Source organism: Alphaproteobacteria bacterium HT1-32 (assembly GCA_009649675.1).
Lineage (GTDB): Bacteria > Pseudomonadota > Alphaproteobacteria > Rhodospirillales > HT1-32 > HT1-32.
The window spans coordinates 948,670-966,979 of record WJPL01000001.1 but is presented as its reverse complement, the minus strand read 5'-3'; the positions used below and the strand labels follow the sequence as shown (position 1 = coordinate 966,979).

Annotated in this window: 17 protein-coding genes; all 17 read left to right on the top strand. The window is 56.0% G+C overall.

Annotated features, from left to right (window positions below; translation table 11 throughout):
* Nucleotides 1-13: 13 nt before the first annotated feature.
* The 17 genes from GH722_04615 to GH722_04535 all read left to right on the top strand — a co-directional run bounded on the left by GH722_04615 (nucleotide 14) and on the right by GH722_04535 (nucleotide 18,310).
* Nucleotides 14-715, top strand: coding sequence for a DUF4956 domain-containing protein (locus GH722_04615; protein MRG71041.1), 702 nt, complete (start codon nucleotides 14-16; stop codon nucleotides 713-715).
* Between the two features lie 6 nt (nucleotides 716-721).
* A complete protein-coding gene (locus GH722_04610; protein MRG71040.1) occupies nucleotides 722-865 on the top strand; it encodes a hypothetical protein in 144 nt (47 codons plus the stop codon).
* The gene (locus GH722_04605; GenBank protein MRG71039.1) at nucleotides 862-2,931 is read left to right on the top strand and encodes a hypothetical protein; all 2,070 of its coding nucleotides are present in this window, start codon (nucleotides 862-864) and stop codon (nucleotides 2,929-2,931) included. Before GH722_04610 ends, GH722_04605 begins: the two co-directional genes overlap by 4 nt.
* A gap of 18 nt (nucleotides 2,932-2,949) precedes the next feature.
* Nucleotides 2,950-3,618, top strand: coding sequence for a winged helix-turn-helix transcriptional regulator (locus GH722_04600; protein ID MRG71038.1), 669 nt, complete (start codon nucleotides 2,950-2,952; stop codon nucleotides 3,616-3,618).
* 4 nt (nucleotides 3,619-3,622) lie between these two features.
* Nucleotides 3,623-4,123 (top strand): transcriptional activator RfaH, encoded by a 501-nt coding sequence (locus GH722_04595; GenBank protein ID MRG71037.1) that lies wholly within the window; start codon nucleotides 3,623-3,625, stop codon nucleotides 4,121-4,123.
* Between the two features lie 111 nt (nucleotides 4,124-4,234).
* Nucleotides 4,235-6,334 (top strand): hypothetical protein, encoded by a 2,100-nt coding sequence (locus GH722_04590; GenBank protein ID MRG71036.1) that lies wholly within the window; start codon nucleotides 4,235-4,237, stop codon nucleotides 6,332-6,334.
* Nucleotides 6,335-6,399: 65 nt separating this feature from the next.
* On the top strand, nucleotides 6,400-7,404 hold the full coding sequence (gene pseB / locus GH722_04585; protein MRG71035.1) for a UDP-N-acetylglucosamine 4,6-dehydratase (inverting): 1,005 nt from the start codon (nucleotides 6,400-6,402) through the stop codon (nucleotides 7,402-7,404).
* Nucleotides 7,404-8,303 (top strand): hypothetical protein, encoded by a 900-nt coding sequence (locus tag GH722_04580; GenBank protein ID MRG71034.1) that lies wholly within the window; start codon nucleotides 7,404-7,406, stop codon nucleotides 8,301-8,303. The genes pseB and GH722_04580 overlap by 1 nt, the downstream gene beginning before the upstream one ends.
* Nucleotides 8,282-9,172, top strand: a complete 891-nt coding sequence (locus GH722_04575) for a sugar nucleotide-binding protein (GenBank protein ID MRG71033.1) — start codon at nucleotides 8,282-8,284, stop codon at nucleotides 9,170-9,172. Before GH722_04580 ends, GH722_04575 begins: the two co-directional genes overlap by 22 nt.
* Nucleotides 9,162-10,247 (top strand): N-acetylneuraminate synthase, encoded by a 1,086-nt coding sequence (locus GH722_04570; protein ID MRG71032.1) that lies wholly within the window; start codon nucleotides 9,162-9,164, stop codon nucleotides 10,245-10,247. The genes GH722_04575 and GH722_04570 overlap by 11 nt, the downstream gene beginning before the upstream one ends.
* Nucleotides 10,220-10,882 carry a glycosyltransferase gene (locus GH722_04565; GenBank protein ID MRG71031.1) on the top strand — a complete coding sequence of 221 codons (663 nt, stop codon included), beginning with the start codon at nucleotides 10,220-10,222 and terminating at the stop codon, nucleotides 10,880-10,882. Before GH722_04570 ends, GH722_04565 begins: the two co-directional genes overlap by 28 nt.
* On the top strand, nucleotides 10,863-12,191 hold the full coding sequence (locus GH722_04560; protein MRG71030.1) for a DUF4910 domain-containing protein: 1,329 nt from the start codon (nucleotides 10,863-10,865) through the stop codon (nucleotides 12,189-12,191). The genes GH722_04565 and GH722_04560 overlap by 20 nt, the downstream gene beginning before the upstream one ends.
* Nucleotides 12,192-12,195: 4 nt before the next feature.
* Nucleotides 12,196-12,876, top strand: a complete 681-nt coding sequence (locus GH722_04555; GenBank protein ID MRG71029.1) for a hypothetical protein — start codon at nucleotides 12,196-12,198, stop codon at nucleotides 12,874-12,876.
* Nucleotides 12,839-13,759, top strand: coding sequence for a hypothetical protein (locus GH722_04550; protein MRG71028.1), 921 nt, complete (start codon nucleotides 12,839-12,841; stop codon nucleotides 13,757-13,759). The genes GH722_04555 and GH722_04550 overlap by 38 nt, the downstream gene beginning before the upstream one ends.
* Nucleotides 13,756-14,772, top strand: coding sequence for a GNAT family N-acetyltransferase (locus GH722_04545; protein ID MRG71027.1), 1,017 nt, complete (start codon nucleotides 13,756-13,758; stop codon nucleotides 14,770-14,772). Before GH722_04550 ends, GH722_04545 begins: the two co-directional genes overlap by 4 nt.
* Nucleotides 14,766-16,547, top strand: coding sequence for a hypothetical protein (locus GH722_04540; GenBank protein ID MRG71026.1), 1,782 nt, complete (start codon nucleotides 14,766-14,768; stop codon nucleotides 16,545-16,547). The genes GH722_04545 and GH722_04540 overlap by 7 nt, the downstream gene beginning before the upstream one ends.
* Entirely contained in the window at nucleotides 16,544-18,310 is a 1,767-nt protein-coding gene (locus GH722_04535; protein ID MRG71025.1) for a hypothetical protein, read from the top strand. Before GH722_04540 ends, GH722_04535 begins: the two co-directional genes overlap by 4 nt.

The following is an 18,310-nucleotide window of genomic DNA, read 5'->3' as shown; positions in this document are numbered from 1 at the left end:
TAGAGGTTTTGATATGCAGGGAACAAATAGCTCGGCGCTTGTTGACGCCCTGAGTTCCTTCGTCGTTTACTCGTCGACCGAGATTGTTCTGAATATCTGCCTGGCATTTCTGCTCGGTATCGTGGTCAGTTCGATCTACAAATATACCCACAAGGGCATGAGTTATTCTCAGTCCTTCATGATCACGCTGGTATTTGTGGCAACCATTGTTGCCATTGTGATGATGGTGATCGGCAACAGTCTGGCCCGCGCCTTCGCGCTTGTCGGTGCGCTCTCGATCATTCGCTTCCGGTCGGTGGTGAAGGACACGAAGGATATGTCCTACATCTTCATGGCACTGGCAGCGGGCATGGCGGCTGGCACGTCCAGTTACTTCCTTGCCCTGTTTGGTACCGGCTTTCTGGCGGTCGCTTCACTGGTGCTCGACTTCACGAATTATGGCAGCCTGTACAAAAGCGAGTTTATCCTGCGGTTCCGCAAGCCGTCGGGTGATGAGGGCACGGCACGGCGATACAGCGACGTGCTGGCTAAATACGCCAAGCGTTCTGAACTGCTGCATGTTGAAGGTTCCGGTGACGGAATGAGCGAAAAAGTGACCTTCGACATTGTGCTGAAAAAGGATGTCGAACCGACGACCTTTACCGGGGAGCTCGGCAAACTCGATGAACTGAGCGAGATCGTCTTCGTTGCATCAAAAACGGATGTCGATTACTGATCCCGGATGGTGAAGTCCGGTCCTCCAAAAGAAACAGTCAGCCCTGCCGAAGTGATCGCCCTTGTGGCGGGGCTGGCAATCATTGCGATCTATCTCTACCGGTTCCGGGATTTGATTGAACGGGCCCTGCAACTGGTGGGCCTTCAATGACGAACTTCGCCGGACTTGCCGTTGGTTTGCTGATCATTACGGCTGCCGCAGGGTACGGGGATTTCCTCGGGCGTCTGCTGAAAACCGGATTGCAGGCTGGGGCAACCGGCCTTGCCCTGCGTATTGCGGTTGGTCTGGTTTTCCTCGGATGGATGATGTTCTGGCTGCTGCTTGCGGGCAGCACTTCGGCGATCTGGTTCGCCGGCCTTCTGTTGCCGGGCATTCTCTGTGCGACCCTGCAATGGCGGATACTGGTCCATGATCTCGGGTCAGATCTTCAGGGTATCTGGCCGTTGCTTGCGATTGCGATGGTGCTGTTTGCGGTTGATATGCTGGCGGCATCAATGCCGGTATTCGATGCTGACAGTAACGCCTATCATTTTGCCCTGCCGCTGCAGTTTCTGGCGCGTGGTGAGCTGTTTCTGATACCGCGCGCTGTCGACGGTGCGGCGCCTCTGTTGTTTCAGGCATTCTATGCCCTGCCCCTGCAGCTGGGTGGCGAATTCGCCATGCTTGCGACGGCGAAGCTGATTGTCTGGGTGCTGGTCTTGCTGATCTACGGTGTTGCCCGCCCGCTCTGTGGCCGCTGGATGGCCGGTGCCCTGGCACTGATTTTCCTGACGATGCCTGCTGTTATTTATGGTCTCAGCGCCGGACAGGTAGAGACACGGATTGCTCTTCTGACGTTCGCGGCTGCCGCTCTGATTTTTTCGATGCGGGAAAACCCGACAATTGGCCGTGCGGTTCTGACAGGTCTGTTATGCGGCGGTGTTGCGGCTGCAAAATTCACCGGTTTGCTGTATGCGGCAGCGGCAGGTCTGATGCTTGTCGCAGTGCTGCGCCGGCCCTCATGGATTGCCGCCGCTGCTGTCGCCGGACTGATTGCCGGAGGTCAGTGGTATGGCTGGCTCTGGCTTGAAACCGGAACGCCGCTGTTTCCGATGTTTGCCGGCCCGCCCTACTGGGGAGCCAGTCATGCGGCTGAATTTAGTCAGCGCATCCTGCAGAGTGAGGCTGTCCTGCCAGGCGATTTTATCGGGCTGATTACCTATCCCTATCATGTCTTCATGGCGACAAACCCCGGGTTTGAAGCTGACCGGACCGGGCTTGGTCCGGCGTTGTTTGCCTTGTTGCCGATCAGTCTTGTTGCCGCAATCCGGTGGTGCAGGCAGGGTACTCTCCGTTCTGCGGCGAACTGGTCGGAAGCTGCCCGGCTGGGGCTCATCTTCTCCGGTATCGTCCTGCTGTTTTATATTCTCTGGTGGTTCTTCGGTGCCTCGCAGCGGGTACGGCACCTGGTGCCGGTTATTCCGCTGGTCATGCTTATCCTGGGGGTGGCGGCACACCGGGCATGCCAGTCCCGGCCGGCCTGTGCGCTGCTGGGGCTGGTGTTGCTGTTGTCTGCCGGAATTCAGGCCGGTGGCTGGGCCTTTTTCCATCGGGCGACCGCCGGATATATCATCTCCGGATCAGACCGGGCCGCTGCATTACAGCAGGATCTGCTCGATTATGACGCTATTCAGTGGATGGCAGAGAATTTCACCGACGATGATCTGCTGGTTCTGATGGAACGCCGCAACAACTTCTATCTGGGTCAGCCTTTCTATCGTATCAGCAGCGATATGGAGCGGCTGGTTTCAAATGGTCAGAACGATACCGACCCCCGCCGCTTTCTGTCAGACCTCACTGCACTTGGTGCCACACATATTCTGTTTCATCTGATCGACAATCCGGCTTTCTCTGTTCGCGATGATGGCAATGGCTCTGTCCTGGTGCTGTACGAGGATGTGGATAGCCTGGGTGTTGAGGGGTCGGGTATCGGACGGTTTCATCAACTGGTGATGAAGCTGTTGCGGGATGGTTGTGGTAAGATTGTTCATCTCAGCCGCACACAGCGGAAAATGTCGCGGACACTGGCTCAGTCTTCCGCAGTTGATGAAATGGTAATCATTGTCCGGCTGGTAGAAGACGGATGTGCTTATCCGGCCGCTTTTGATGACGACCCTGTCCGGCGTGGTCACACGGACTGGACGGGACAGCCCCGGCTCAAGCTTCCGGGATGGTGAAAGCTTGACGTTCATGCCGTGAACGCGATATCTGTTCATACCATGAACGTCAAAGACAGCCAGCAAACCGCCGATCTGCAGGAAACTGCCCTGACGCTTGGCCTGCTCAATGCGGTTGAGCAGGACAGCAATGTCACGCAGCGCGCTGTTGCGACCGAGCTTGGCGTCGCACTCGGACTGGCAAATGCCTATCTGAAACGGTGCGTGAAAAAGGGATTCATCAAGGTTCAGCAAATTCCGGCGAAGCGATATGCCTATTATCTGACGCCGCAGGGGTTTGCAGAGAAAAGCCGGCTGACGACCTTCTATCTCACCCAGTCCCTGAGTTTTTTCCGCGCCGCCAAGGACCAGTGTCTGGCGCTGCTGGCAGAATGCTACAAATCGGGACGGCGCAGGATACTGATCGCCGGGTCAGGTGATCTCTGTGAAATTGCAGATCTCTGTGCCCGTGAATTTGCCCTCGATGTTGTCGCCATCATTGACCCGGATTCTGAACGTCAGGTGATGCTTGGACATCAGGTTGTGTCATGCCTTGCGGAGGCGCCGGCTTTTGATGTGATTCTGGTTGCGGACATGACAGCGCCACAGCAGATGTTTGAACGTCTGCGTGCGGACGTTGCCGACGACCGTATTCTCACTCCGCCTCTGCTGCATGTGACGCGCAGCCAGCCGGTTCTGGCGGAGTAGGCGCATGTTGCAGTGGTTCGCCGTCCATACCCAGCCAAGGGCCGAAGCAAAGGCCGCTTTTCATCTGTTGCGGCAGGGCTACAGCGTTTATCTGCCGACCTATCTGAAAAAGCGCCGGCATGCCCGAAAGACCGATATCGTCAAACAGCCGCTGTTTCCGCGATATCTGTTTGTTGCAATCGACGGGGCAAAAAGCGGCTGGCGGGCGATCAACTCTACGGTCGGTGTGCTGCATATCGTAAGCGACGGTGGGCGCCCGGCGCCGCTGAAGGAAAAGGTCATTGATGACATCCGGTCGCGGGAGAACGCTGACGGATATATCGAGATTGCCGCCCGGCCAATGGACCGGGGGCAAAAGGTGCGTATCGAAGAAGGCCCGCTGAAAGAACTCAGCGCCGTTTTCGACGCAGAAGACGACCAGGCACGCGTTACCCTGCTGATGGACTTTCTCGGTCGGCAGGTACGGGTGCGGATGAATGCCGGAGCGCTGGCGCTCGAAAGCTGAGCGATCGGAATTGTTTCGGCAGTGCTGTAATCGTGTAGGTGCGTTTTCACCTGCACTGCGGTAGCATGCGTGGAATCAGGCTTTCGCGCGATATGACACAAGGTACGAAACATGCGCATTTTCCTCGCTGATCTGCAGAATTCCTACTATCGGTATATTCGTAATTCAGTGCCGATTGGTATGGGGTTCGTGGCGGCTTATCTGAAGCATCGTTTCGGTGATGCCATCACCATTCATCAGTTTCGCAAGTTCGAGGAAATGCATGAGGCGATGCAGGATTACCGGCCCGATATGGTGGCCTTCGGATCCTATTCCTGGAATACGCAGCTGACGCTCAAGACCGCTTCCTATGTGCGCCGTATCTTTCCGGATGCGCTGATCGCCGTTGGCGGACCGGATGTGTCCCAGAATCTGCATATCACCAACAAGGAAATCCTTTCGAACCGGCAGGTCGATTTCTACATGCCGAACGAAGGTGAAGGTCCGACGGCCAATATTATCGAGGCTTTTCTCAGTCTCGGGGATGCGAAAAAGGTCCGGGGCTCGGTTGTCGAGGGCTGTATTTCCGTTGACCCGGATTTCAGCCAGCCCGTGGGTTCGGTTATCACCCGGTTCGAGGATGACATTAACAATATTCCGTCGCCCTATCTGGGCGGCATGATGGATTACTTTCTCGACGATATCGACTATCTGCCGATCATTCAGACAGCCCGTGGCTGTCCTTACCGCTGCACCTTCTGCGTTTCCGGCAAGGATACCTGGTCGAAAGTCAAAGCCTTCGATATGGACCGGGTGCGCGATGAGATCGACTATATCGAGAAGCGGGCAAAGAACCGCTACATGCGATTTGCGGATGAGAATTTCGGCATTCTGCACCGGGATGTGGAGATCGCCGAATATCTGATGGATACCCGTCAGAGGACCGGCTTCCCGCATTCCGTTTCCATCTACACGGACAAGCATCCGACGGAGCGTGTGAAGCATATCTCGAACATGCTGCGCGACATGATGCCGTTCAATATCAGCTATCAGTCTGCAACCCATGACGTGCTGCAGAACATCAAGCGGATCAACCTGAAGGACGGCGTGGTTTCCTCGGCTATCGGGTATGCCCGCGAGAATGATCTCACGCTGGTTTCGGAACTGATTTTTGCCCTGCCTGGGGAAAGCCTCGACAGTTATCTGTCCTCCATCGACAAGCTGCTGGATTTCCGCTTCGAATCAATTGCGATGAACCAGCTTCGTGTCCTCAAGGGGTCGGAGATGGACGACCCGGCAGACCGCGCGAAATATGGTGTCCGGACCATGTTCTCGATGTCCGAGAACGGTTACACCCAGCATCCGGACATGGAGAACATCGAGATTGATGAATGGGTCATTGAAAACAATACGATGACCGAGGAAGAATATTTCCTTGGTAACCGGCTCATCGCCCTGTTCGATTTCGCCCATTTCCGCAGCTATCTGAAAGAGCTGTTGTTCCTGTTTGAATGCCATGGTGTCCGCTCGACTGAAATCCTGCTGGATATCGCCAAAACCGAGGACAAAGCACCGATCCTGCACAAGATGTCGGTCGAGTTTGAAACCGGCATGCGTGAGTTTCTGCACGATACGCCGGAAGAAGTTGTCGAATATGTCCGCCGGAAGATGGCCGCAGACGAGCCGCTGATGGGCATTTATGTGCTGGAAGACAAACTGATCATCGGTCTGTTCGAGAATGGTCATTTCGAAGCCTGTGTCGATGAAGCCATCGCCACCGGGCTTGAGATCCTGCGGGAGCGAAATGGCGGTGAGGTTCCGGCAGACTTCCTGGCGGAACTTGCAGTTGTGCGCCAGATCGTTCTGGATTCCTTCATCCCTGCCGACACGCCGGTTGATGAAACCCTGCTGATCGAATCGCCCTTCGATATCATGGCCTGGATCGCCGGCAACTATGCGGACAAGCTGACGGACCTGAAGCTGGAAAAGCCGGTTGATTTTGCGCTGAACATTCGTGGAATAGACGCCTACCGGGCGCTTTGGAACCGTGATGAATCAGTGAATGACAAGTATCAGCGGGCCTTCGCTGTTGTTACCTCAGCCAACCGGCGCCGGGGTATTGCCTACGCTCCCGGTCAGGGAGACAAAGCCGCGCTGTATGGTGCCTCCTATGGTTTCCGGCAGGACCAGCAGGTTGAAAAACCTGATCTGACCGCCGCCGCCGGGGAATGATGCCTGCGGCTTCATGCCTGCCTGACGTTCACAACATCCTTTTGATAATCTGCAGATGGTAATAGATGCTCAACGATAAGCATATTCTTGTCACTGGCGGGACCGGTTCGTTCGGTCGTGCCTTCGTCAAACGTGTCCTCGACAACTACCAGCCGGAACGGCTTGTGGTGTTCAGCCGGGATGAGCTGAAGCAATCTGAAATGCAGCAGGAATTCCCGGAATCAAAGTTTCCGGCAATGCGGTATTTCATCGGTGATGTCCGCGACCAGAGCCGTCTGGAAATGGCAATGCGTGGTATTGATGTCGTCATTCATGCGGCCGCGCTGAAGCAGGTGCCGGCGGCAGAATACAACCCGTTTGAATGTATCAAGACCAACATTCACGGTGCCGAAAATGTCGTCAATGCGTCACTTCATACCGGTGTCAAAACCGTTCTGGCGCTGTCGACCGACAAGGCCGCCAATCCGATCAATCTGTATGGGGCGACCAAACTGGCATCGGACAAGATTTTCGTTGCGGCGAACAACCTGTCCGGAAAGGGCGGCGCGCGGTTCTCTGTTGTCCGTTATGGCAATGTGATGGGCAGTCGCGGGTCCGTGGTGCCCTTCTGGCAGAAAATGATTGATGAAGGTGCGACAACCCTGCCGGTCACCGACCCGCGGATGACGCGGTTCTGGATTACCCTGCCGCAGGGCGTTGATTTTGTGCTCAACAGTTTGCAGCGGATGATCGGCGGGGAAGTTTTCGTGCCGAAGCTGCCCTCCATGAATGTGGTCGACCTTGCCCGCTCGATGTTGCCGGATTGCGGTATCGAGAATGTCGGCATTCGCCCGGGTGAGAAGCTGCATGAGGTCATGGTGCCGCTGGAAGATGCCCGGAACACCATCGAATTTGAAGATTATTACGTCATTGAGCCGAACTTCCAGTTCTGGAGCCGCAAGGGGTTCACAGAGGAGAAAGGCGGGAAGGCGGTTGCTGACGATTTCGAATATAATTCGGGAACCAATCCCTGGATTCTGACTTCTGATGAACTGCGCGAGATGCTGAAAGCGTCGGGTAAGGACGCCTGATGCTGTCTGGTGCGAGCCCGGCCTTCGTGCTGGGTACTGTCCAGATCGGGATGACCTACGGTGCAACCAACGCCCATGATGCGCCGGCGGACGGGCGTGAAGTGCTGGCTGCGGCGGCGCGGGCTGGTGTGCAGATGCTGGATACGGCGCAGGCTTATGGCCGGTCCGAGGAAATCATCGGACAAGTGCTGGGTGAAAACCCGGACTGGCAGTTCAGCATCATCTCGAAGATCTCCCCCGACGTTGATCATCGCGACCGGGGGGCTGTGCTTGTCGCCTGTCAGGAGAGTGTCAGACAATTGGGGCAGCCGCTTTATGGCTGCATGTATCATGACCCGGCTGTCGTTTATGACTGGAATGACGGAGCAGGTGCCGGACTTCGTGATGCGCAGGACGCCGGACTGACACAGCGTATTGGTGTTTCGGTCTATACTCAGGACCAATTCCGGCAGGCGCTGGAATCAGATGGTATCGACATCATTCAGGCGCCATTCAACCTGCTGGACCGGGGGCTGGAAACCAGCGGCCTGATGGATAAAGCGATTGCTGCTGGCTGTGAAGTTCATGTCCGCAGTGTCTTCCTGCAGGGACTGTTGCTGGCAGACCCGCTGAAGACTCCGGAAAGACTGGCGTTCATGCAGCCCTGGTTGCAGGGCGTTCGCGATATCTGCCGGCTGAACGGGGTCAATCCGCTGACTGCATCAGTGGGCTATGTCCGGCAACGTTTTCCGGATGTCAGGCTGGTGATCGGTTGCGATGACGGCATGCAGTTGCAACGCAATCTCGCCCTGTTTGAAGATGAGGCCTTGCCTGATAAATTCATTTCGATGATCCGCAATCTCGAAACACCGCCTGACATCGTGGTCAATCCGGCGCTCTGGCCGAGAGCCGCCACGTGACAGATGTTCTGATATTCGGTTCGACCGGCCTGTTTGGTCAGGCGCTGGTTTCTGCCGCTGCTGCACGCGGGCTGTCCGTGACGGGGGCGGCGCGACATGGCGCGGATGCCACAGTTGATATCAGCGATGATGCGTCGGTTGGTGACGTGATTGACCGGGTACGCCCGGCGGTGGTCATCAATGCGGCCGCGATTATCGATATCGGGCAGTGCCAGCAGGAACCGGAGAGGGCCTGGGCCATCAATGCTCGTGCGCCGGGGGTGATAGCTGAACATGCCGCGCGGACCGGGGCCCGGCCGATTTATATTTCGACGGATCACTATTTCTCCGGTGACGGTGACAGACGGCATTCCGAGACTGATCCGGTCTGTTTCCTGAATGAGTATGCCCGGACCAAATTTGCCGGAGAGGCGATGGTCATGGCGCAGGCGGAGGGACTGGTTGTCCGCACCAATATCCTTGGTTTCAGGGGATGGACGAAACCCACCTTCACCGAATGGGCGCTGGATATCATTCTGAAGGATCGTCCGGTAACATTATTTGATGATTCCTTTGTTTCGTCGATTGATGTTGATCATGCGGCGCAGTCGATTTTCGACCTTGCCGATCACGGTGCGCAGGGTCTCTTCAATATCGGCTCCCGGGATGTGTATTCGAAGAAACGTCTGATTGAAGAACTTGCGAGCCGGCTTGGTCGCCGCCTGACGCAGGCCAGAACCGGCAGCGTGTCGGAATTGCCGGTACGGCGGGCCGAAAGTCTGGGGCTGGATGTGTCAAAGGCTGAAAGCCTGCTGGGATATCCGATGCCGGACCTGCCGGAAGTTCTAGATGCCATTATTGAAGCAGGAGCACAGCGCAATGCGATATGATACCAGCCTGAAGATGGGCAACCGTGAAATTGCGCCGGATCAGCCGACCTATTTCATTGCTGATCTGGCGGCCAATCATGACGGCGACCCGGAACGGGCGAAGGCGCTGATCTATTCCGCCAAGGAGGCGGGTGCGGACTGTGCGAAGTTCCAGCACTTTCTGGCCAAGGATATCGTCTCGGATTACGGCTTCCGCAACATGGGCGGACAGCAGAGCCACCAGTCGACCTGGGAAAAATCGGTCTATGAAGTCTATGAGCAGTATCACTGCCCCCGCGACTGGACCGACATGCTGGTTGAGACCTGTCGGGACGCCGGTATTGATTTCATGACGACGCCCTACGATTTTGAAGCCATCGATGCCTTCGCCGACGTCATTCCCGGCTACAAGGTCGGCTCGGGTGATATCACCTGGCCGGCTTCGCTGGCGCGCATCGCGTCGAAAGGCAAGCCGGTCATGCTGGCGACGGGGGCGACCTCGATGGCGGAAGTCGAGGGCGCGGTGGAGACGATCCTGCAGCATAACAGCCAGATCTGCCTGATGCAGTGCAACACCAACTACACCGGTGATCTGGAGAACTATCGCTACATCAATCTCAATGTGCTGCGCAGCTATGCCCTGCACTGGCCGGGTATGGTGCTCGGCCTGTCCGATCATACTTTCGGCCATGCGACAGTGCTGGGGGCGGTGACGCTGGGCGCCCGGATCGTCGAAAAACACTACACTGACGATAACAGCCGGGTTGGTCCTGACCACCATTTCGCCATGAATCCGGCGACATGGCGCGAGATGATCGACCGCACGCGCGAGCTGGAATATGCACTCGGTGACGGCGTTAAGCGGGTTGAGGCGAATGAACAGGAAACTGTTGTCATTCAGCGGCGGGCGCTGCGGGCGAAAACGGATATTCCGGCAGGAACAGTGTTGACGGATGACCATCTGGAAGCCTTGCGTCCCTGTCCGGAAGATGGCCTGGCCCCTTATCGGCAGCCTGATGTGGTCGGGCGGACTGCGACCCGGGACATTCCAGCAGGAGACCATCTTCGATGGACCGACCTGAACTCGCCATCGTAATTCCGGCACTGAACGAGGCAGCGACCATCGGTCCGGTTGTGAAGGCGGCAACGGCATTTGGTCAGGTTTTTGTTGTCGATGACGGATCAGGCGACGGTACAGGTGATGTCGCCCGTGCGGCAGGGGCCGTGGTTGTACGCCATGAAACCTCCTGCGGTTACGAGGCCAGTCTGGGTGACGGCTGTGCTGCCGCCAGTGAATCCGGCGCGAAGGCCGTCGTGACCATGGATGCGGATGGCGAACATGACCCGGCCCTGCTTGGTGAATTCAGGCGCCTGCTGATTGATGAGGATGTACCACTGGTTCTGGGGGTTCGTCCGCGTCGCCAGCGTCTTGCCGAAAGCATCATGGGGTTGCTGTTCCGCTGGCGTTACGGTGTCTCTGACGCGCTGTGCGGCATGAAGGGATACCATCTTGATCTGTATCGCCAGAATGGCGGTTTCGACCATGTCGGTGGTGTCGGAACGGAACTTGCCGTTCAGTCGATCCGCCGGGGAACCCGCTTTCATGAAATCCCGGTCAGCGGCAACCGGCGTGTTGATCGCCCCAGATTTGGCAGGGCATTGCAATCAAACCTGCGGATCGTGTGTTCCCTGAGCCGTGTCATGCGGCTGGATGCGGCCAAAGGCCAGTAGGATGACGGATGTGACCGATAACGCAGGCACAGCGATGCACGCGCTGATGACGGAACTGTTTCCAATCTGCCGCAGTCTGACCGGCCCGGGGCTGCGCCAGACCCTGTCACGGTTTGCGGATTTCGTGCCTTTCACCCTGCATGAAGTCCCCAGCGGTACAAAATGCTTTGACTGGACGGTGCCGCCGGAATGGATCGTGCGGGATGCCTGGGTGGAAAATTCCGCCGGTGAACGGGTCATCGATTTTCAGGTCAACAACCTGCATCTGGTCGGCTACAGCGAACCGGTGGATGTGACCCTGTCACTGACGGAACTGAAAGAACATCTGCACGCGCTGCCCGACCTGCCGGATGCGATTCCCTATGTTACATCCTACTACCGCCGCTACTGGGGATTCTGTCTGACCCAGAAGCAGCTCGACCAGATGCCGGAAGATACCTATCGGGCGGTTGTTGATACGACGCTGGATGATGCGGGCAGCCTCACTTACGCCGATCTTCTGATCCCCGGCGACAGTGACGAGGAAATTCTGCTGTCGAGTTATTCCTGCCATCCGTCGATGGCGAATAACGAACTTTCCGGCCCGGTACTGACAACCTGGCTGGCGCGTTATCTGATGGATCTGCCACAGCGGCGCTACAGCTATCGCATTGTCATTGTGCCGGAGACCATCGGCTCGATTGCCTATATCAGCCGTCACCTGGAAACATTGCGCCGCAATGTGCGTGCCGGATATGTGGTCAATTGCGTCGGCGGTCCGGATCAGGCGACGTTTCTGGAAAGTCGTACCGGGGATACTCTGGCAGACCGGGCGGCTCTGCATGTGCTGAACTCACGGGAAGAGCCGTTCAAGCACTGGACCTATGCCCGCCGGGCCAGTGACGAGCGGCAGTATTGCTCGCCCGGTGTTGAACTGCCGGTGGCTTCTGTCCTGCGCTCGAAATATCACGACTATCCGGAATATCATACGTCACTGGACGACCTTGATTTTGTCCGGCCGGAACATATGCAGGCTTCTTATGACCTGTATGTCGAGATTATCACGACACTGGAAGCCAACCGGACCTATCGGGCAACAGTTCCCTGTGAACCGCAACTGGGCCCACGCGGCCTTTATCCGAATCTGGGTGACCGGACGCATCAGGAAACCGCGCTTTACGACCGGATGGCCCTGCTGGCCTATGCTGACGGCAACACGGACCTGATTGAAATTGCCGAGCGAAACGACTCAACGGTCGCGCGTCTGGCAGAGCATATACCGGCTCTTGCCGAGAACGGACTGTTGCTGGAAACAGGCGAGGGGAGATAGCGAAATGAAGGTTCATTTCTTTTCAGGAAACAAAGCGATTTCTGACGCCGCATTCGACGGATGTACCGGTCTCCGGGGTGATGTTGAATGGCGGCGGTTCTCGCTGACCGATCAGGCTGCCCGCGACGCCTATAATGCGGAAGCGCCGGAAGCGGACATTATTATCTCTTTTCTTAACCCTTTTGTCTTCCGGGATGAGCATCTCGCAAGAACGAAACAGGCCTATAACATCCATCCGTCGACACCACAGCATCCCGGACAGGATCCGCAGCACTGGACGATTTATGACGGTACCTTTGTTTCCGGGGCGACACTGCACCGAATGACGCGGAAAGTTGATGCCGGTGCTATTCTGGACGTGGTCGAGAAGAAGCTTCCGGATGACAGTCTGCCAGCTGATATTGACCGGCAGTCCGAAAATATGGCTTTGGCATTACTGTTCAGGCGGCTGGACGATATCCTCGCGGGCAATCTTGAACCCATTGACCGGCAATGGTCTGCGGACCGATATCGCAAGCGTGCTGATTTTATCAAGATCTGTCAGATTCCAGCAGATATTGATGCGGCTGAACTGGAATACCGGATTCGATGCTTTCATGCCCCCTCCTATAAAAACCGCCTGCAGACGGTGATATGCGGTCGCCGCTTTGTTTATGCAGGCGATGCCGAACCGGAGGATGAGTGAAGTGTACCGGTCCAAAACCAAAAAAAACATAAGTGCCGGTTTTTCCGCATATAAGAATGTTATTGTCTGGGGGACCGGTTCAAGCGGACAGACGGCTTATAGCCTGCTGGGTGATCGTATAGATTGCTTTGTCGACAGCTACTACAGTGAAGACAAGCTGTTGGGAAAAGATGTTCACAAGCCGGACTATTTACGCGGTCTGGGCTCGGAAACGATCGTTATCATTGCATCCATTGCCTTTCGCGAGATTCAGACATGGATTAGTGCTTCGGCGCCCCGGGTTGCGATAACAACACTGAATGATGTGCTGACGGAGAGAATGCCGCGGAATTCCGAGCTTGAGCGGCTCAGGGTTGATATGCTCGTCTATTATAATAAAGGCTGGTTCAACAGCTGGGTGACGCAACCTCAGCTGTCGGTCAACATTACCTATCGTATATGTCGTGCACTCGCTTCCGGGAACAGCCTGTGGCGGCGGGCGTTGCTGATACCCGCGCGTATCTGGCATACGCTGAACTGCGCTTTTTTCAGCATTGAAATGCCCATCACCGTCGAAGCCGGTGCCGGACTGCAATTTGTTCATTACGGCGGCATCGTCATCCATGACAATGCCAAACTCGGTGAATTCTGTCGAATTTACCAGAACGTGACAATCGGCTCAGACAGGCGGGGCAGAGTACCTGAACTAGGTAATCATGTGACCATGTGGGCCGGTTCTATTGCAATCGGTGGTTGCAAGCTGGGTGATTATACACAGGTCGGGGCGAATTCGGTCTGCACCGGTGAGATAGATGTCAGTGACGTCAGCCTGGCTGGTACTCCGGCGAGACCGGTAGGTGCCCGAAAGCCTGCTGTAAAACGGAAGACGAAGTTATCTAAATGAGCGGCGCAGATACCAAGAATTTCTATCGCGGCGGCATGATGGACCTGACGGACTATCGTCTCGAAGCGGCTCAACTGGATGACAGTTGGGACCAGTTTGTCGATAGCTCACCTCAGGGCACATTGTTTTGTCAGCAGGTTTTTCTGTCGGCTCTGACGGGCTGTTTCCGGCCGTTTTATGTTCTCAAGAAAAATGAGCCGAAGGCAGCTGTTCTGCTGATGGAAACATCGGATGCGCGTACTGATCTGCACGAGCTTGTCATTCACAGTGGTCCGATGCTGGCAGGTCCGGATCCTCAGCAGAACCGGGCCCAGGCTTTGTCGGAAGAGTTCAGGGTACTGAGTTTTATCGCTGCCGAATTGCCGGAAAAGTTTTCTGCGATTGCTTTGTCAACACACCCCGATTTACCCGATCTTCGTCCATTCCTGTGGCATAATTACGGGTCTGATGGCCCTAAATATGACTGTGACCTGCGCTATACTGCCTATCTGGATATAACAGGCGCGGATGCAGCCGGCCCTCTGAATGATAACCCGGTTTACAAACTGGCAAACAAAAGCCGCCGACAGGAAATCAGATATGCGGCCAAGGCCGGCGTAACGACTGTTGAAGAAGTTGATCTCGGCCTGTTCGAATCATTCTACGAGGCTGTTTTCGAACGTCAGGGACTGACGCCGGAGCCAACAACGAAGGAAGTGTCCGGCACTATGGCCGCTCTGGCCGATGCAGGGCTTTTGCGCATGTTTGTCTCTCGAACGGCAAGCGGACAGCCCGGCAGTATCGCTGTCTTTGGTCTGGATGCACGTCGCGCTTACTATCTCTATGGTGCGAACGACCCTGCCCTGCGTGACGGTCACACCGGCACGGCTGTGCTGTGGGATGCATTCTGTGCTCTTGCGAAAGACGTCAGGGAAGTTGACCTCGAAGGTGTCAACAGTCCGATGCGTGGCTATTTCAAACTCAGTTTTGGCGCGGAGCTGAGGCTCTATCATCATGTCAGGCTTGGATGCTGAAGGTGGCGTCAAATACTCAGTCTGCCAAGACAGGGCTGAAGGTCCGCCGGGTTATCTGCGACATCATTCCGGATGATTTTGACCCGGCTACTGATCTGATTCCCGGGCCATGGATATTGGCCGGTCAGGAAGCGGCATGGCCTGATTGGGAAGATTACGAATTCTTCATTCCGGTCACGACAGTTGAAGAAATCGCCGGTGCAGACAGTCTGACCGGAGAAATCGCAGAGAGTCTGACAGCTCTTTTTGCCGAGCGGCTGAAGGAACGACATGGATCTGACCGATCACCGGAATTCTGGTATTTGCTGCTGATCCGGTGGGTGCTGGAGACGGTTCAGATGGCGTGGATGCGTTATCAGGAGGCTGAATATCTGCTGCGACAGGCGAAGGGAGACAAGCTCTCAGTGATGGCGCCGCCCGGGGAGACAACATGGCGGTTTACCAGTATCGGCGATATGTACCGCCGTGGTATTTGTGATCGGCGATATAACGCATGGCTGCTGGCCCTGGCTCTGGAAACGGTCGGCGGGCAACGGGTCTTGCGTCAGAATTCACCGGTAGATACCCGGGATGAGGCGGCGGATAACGGGCAAAATTTTTCGCGGCTGCAACGTATTTACCAGACCGTGAAGCTCGGGCGCTGTGAGATCGGCAATATGGGCAGCGAGTATAATCTGACGACTAAACTGCTGAGTGCCGCAGCGCATGCCATCTTGAATCTCTGGCTTGAAGTTATTCCGGCGAGGAAAAAAATTCACAGCCACAGGGCCAGATTCGATCCAGCCCTCAGAGAGAGGGTCGGTGAAAAATTTTATGACTATCTGGTAAGGGTGCTGGAACAGTCTCTGCTGCTTCCCTGCGGCGATGAGTTTGCGCGTAACGATGCTGCCGCCCGGAAGATACGGACCCGCAGGGGACGGCTCAGTATCAAGACAATTTCCTATCAGATGTCGGCGGACAGGTTGTTTGAGGTTGCGCACCGGATTGATCAGGGTGAAGGACTGATTCACCTTCAGCATGGCTGCAATTACGGTCTCGCCCGGGCCTATAATCTCGGGAGCATGATCGAGTACAATCAGCATGCTTTCCTGACCTGGGGATGGCGGCGGCATGGCGATTATGCCGGGCGGTTTGAACCTTTCCCGGCACCGCAGCTTGCACCCTGGCTTAACAGTCATCGAAGATCCGGCAATGCCATTCTGCTGGTGTCGAGCATTGTGCCGTTTCTCCCGACCCGGCTGATCTCGAATGGCGAACTGCATTGTCATGACCGCCGGGCTGACCGGGCAGGGTTCATCCGGTCTGTTTCGGCAGATCTGGCATCAGATCTGCTGTACCGTCCCTACCGGCAAGTCGATCATGCGGCGCGGGACGCCGATTATTTCCGGAAGGAATTTCCCGGGGTCCGGCAGATATCGGAGCAGCTGGAATTTTACCGGGTGTCCCGAAGCTGTCGCGTGATGGTGGTCGACCATCCCGGTCTGACATTCTATCAGGCGCTGGTTGCCGGAACGCCGGTTATTGGCTTCTGGAAAGATCTGCACTGGCCGATCGATGAAGATGCGAAGCCGATGTTTGATGAATTGCGGCGTGTCGGTCTGCTGTTCGATACGGGGCAGGAGGCAGCGCAGGCGCTCAATGAACGGGCCGCAACCTTTGAGGACTGGTGGCAGCGCGACGAGGTTCAGGCGGCCGTTACAGCGATCAAGAAATTCAACATGCAGACCAGCCGGTTCTGGTTGCCCCTCTGGATGAAAAAGATTCTGACTTTATGACCCGTGATTATTTCATCCTGAACGAACTGCTGGTGCCGCGGCTGCTTTATCTGGCCTTCACTGGCAGGACGCCGGTTGTACTGTCTGTCTGGCCGCTGGTCGGAGCGAACCGGGGCTGGATGAACCGTCTTTGCGGCTGGCTGACAGTGCGTGGCAAGACCGGTGATGCCTTTGATATTCATCCGGACTGGGTCAGGTTTCAGGAGAAGCAGGGTGGCGTTGAGGCCTACGGATTTTATACCGACGCCTATATGAAGCTGGAGCCGGCGCAGGAGGCCTTCTTCGGTATGCGTGACCTGGACAAACGCATACCGGATTATGCGCAGGCCGCACGTCACAGAATCTGTACCCATTACGCTGATCTTCACTGGCTGGTGCTGGCGTTGCGTGATCTTGATCCTGCAGACCGTGTTTTTGGACTGCTTCCCGAACTGAAAGCATTCGTCGAAGCCTATTCAGACAGGCCAGTCACCTTCGCGGCTCCCCGTCCGTGGCAAGGCAGCAGGTTGCTGAATGCAGGGGTCTGGCTGTCGGGTATTCTGTTTTCGGTTGTCTGGATGCTGCGTCATCTGGTCCTCCGCCAGCCAGTCCGGAAGGCTTACTTTCTGGGTGCTGATCTGCTGCAGGTGCTGCGCCATCTCTATGTCACCCGCGAGATGGTGAATGATGACAGTGAGTGTCTGATCGTCTTCCGGACACAGCAGTTTCAGGATCTGTACCGGGACAGAATCGGCAGTATGGATCACTGTCTGGTGACGGACGGGGTTATCCCGCTGGTTCAGTTGCCGGGGATGCTGTGGTTGCTGCTGCGTGACCAGACACGGATATTCTGCCGGTTTGGCGGGCATTCACCGTCACTATATCGCCGGATCGTAACGCTGGTACACTGGCGCATCGTGTTTCGGGCACTGTTCAACCGGTTTGAACTGAAAAACTTTCTGGCGCGTGATGATTACAATGGCGAGCATGTGATCCGGACCGGCGAATTACGCCGCATTGGTGTCAGGTCGCTGGGGATCGGCCATGGCCTGCCGACAACGAACCGTATCTCGCCGGTGTTCCGTTATCTTGATTTTGATCTGTACTTTACGTTCACACGAAAATTCTTCGAAACTTTCTATGCCAGCAGTTTCTCGCCCGATACCGGGATCGTCGGTATCGGATCGATCGGGTTACCACGTGACTTGCTGCATCGCCTCGGAGACCAGCGTCCGAATGACATCATCGCTTATATGTCTCACGATCTGCAGGCTGATCGCTATATCGAGGCAGTGCAGGATATCGCCCGCCGTTTTCCGGATCGCAGGGTAATCTGCAAGATCAAGGAAAGTCAGTTCACGCATGGCACGGCAGATATCTTCACCAGCGCCATTGAAACCGGACCGGATAACATGGTGGAGAGCCGGGACGACAGTTATCAGCTGATGCTCAGAGGCAGATATGCCATTTCAAACGATTCGACAGTGATCGCTGAAGCCATCGGGTTTGGCCTCTGTACTTTCATGTATGACGTCTATGACGAAGTTGCGCCACGTGACGGACATCCAAGCATGTTCCGGAATGTGCCGGAGATATGTTTGCCAACCCCGGATGATTTTGAAAACAAAGTCCGGTCGATAGAAGATGGTTCCTGGAAGTATCCCCGGGAGAAAACGGATGTCCTGATTGAACTTTCGGGCCTGAACCCTTTCGACCTTATCCGTTCACGGATTGGCCTTGAACCGAAAGAACCTCTGGTGCCTTTAAAAATCAACACGGCCTGA

Coding starts and splice junctions, on each gene's coding strand:
- GH722_04615 (MRG71041.1), top strand. CDS start 14: ATGCAGGGAACAAATAGCTCGGCGCTTGTTGACGCCCTGAGTTCCTTC.
- GH722_04610 (MRG71040.1), top strand. CDS start 722: ATGGTGAAGTCCGGTCCTCCAAAAGAAACAGTCAGCCCTGCCGAAGTG.
- GH722_04605 (MRG71039.1), top strand. CDS start 862: ATGACGAACTTCGCCGGACTTGCCGTTGGTTTGCTGATCATTACGGCT.
- GH722_04595 (MRG71037.1), top strand. CDS start 3,623: ATGTTGCAGTGGTTCGCCGTCCATACCCAGCCAAGGGCCGAAGCAAAG.
- GH722_04590 (MRG71036.1), top strand. CDS start 4,235: ATGCGCATTTTCCTCGCTGATCTGCAGAATTCCTACTATCGGTATATT.
- pseB (MRG71035.1), top strand. CDS start 6,400: ATGCTCAACGATAAGCATATTCTTGTCACTGGCGGGACCGGTTCGTTC.
- GH722_04580 (MRG71034.1), top strand. CDS start 7,404: ATGCTGTCTGGTGCGAGCCCGGCCTTCGTGCTGGGTACTGTCCAGATC.
- GH722_04570 (MRG71032.1), top strand. CDS start 9,162: ATGCGATATGATACCAGCCTGAAGATGGGCAACCGTGAAATTGCGCCG.
- GH722_04565 (MRG71031.1), top strand. CDS start 10,220: ATGGACCGACCTGAACTCGCCATCGTAATTCCGGCACTGAACGAGGCA.
- GH722_04560 (MRG71030.1), top strand. CDS start 10,863: ATGCGGCCAAAGGCCAGTAGGATGACGGATGTGACCGATAACGCAGGC.
- GH722_04555 (MRG71029.1), top strand. CDS start 12,196: ATGAAGGTTCATTTCTTTTCAGGAAACAAAGCGATTTCTGACGCCGCA.
- GH722_04545 (MRG71027.1), top strand. CDS start 13,756: ATGAGCGGCGCAGATACCAAGAATTTCTATCGCGGCGGCATGATGGAC.
- GH722_04540 (MRG71026.1), top strand. CDS start 14,766: ATGCTGAAGGTGGCGTCAAATACTCAGTCTGCCAAGACAGGGCTGAAG.
- GH722_04535 (MRG71025.1), top strand. CDS start 16,544: ATGACCCGTGATTATTTCATCCTGAACGAACTGCTGGTGCCGCGGCTG.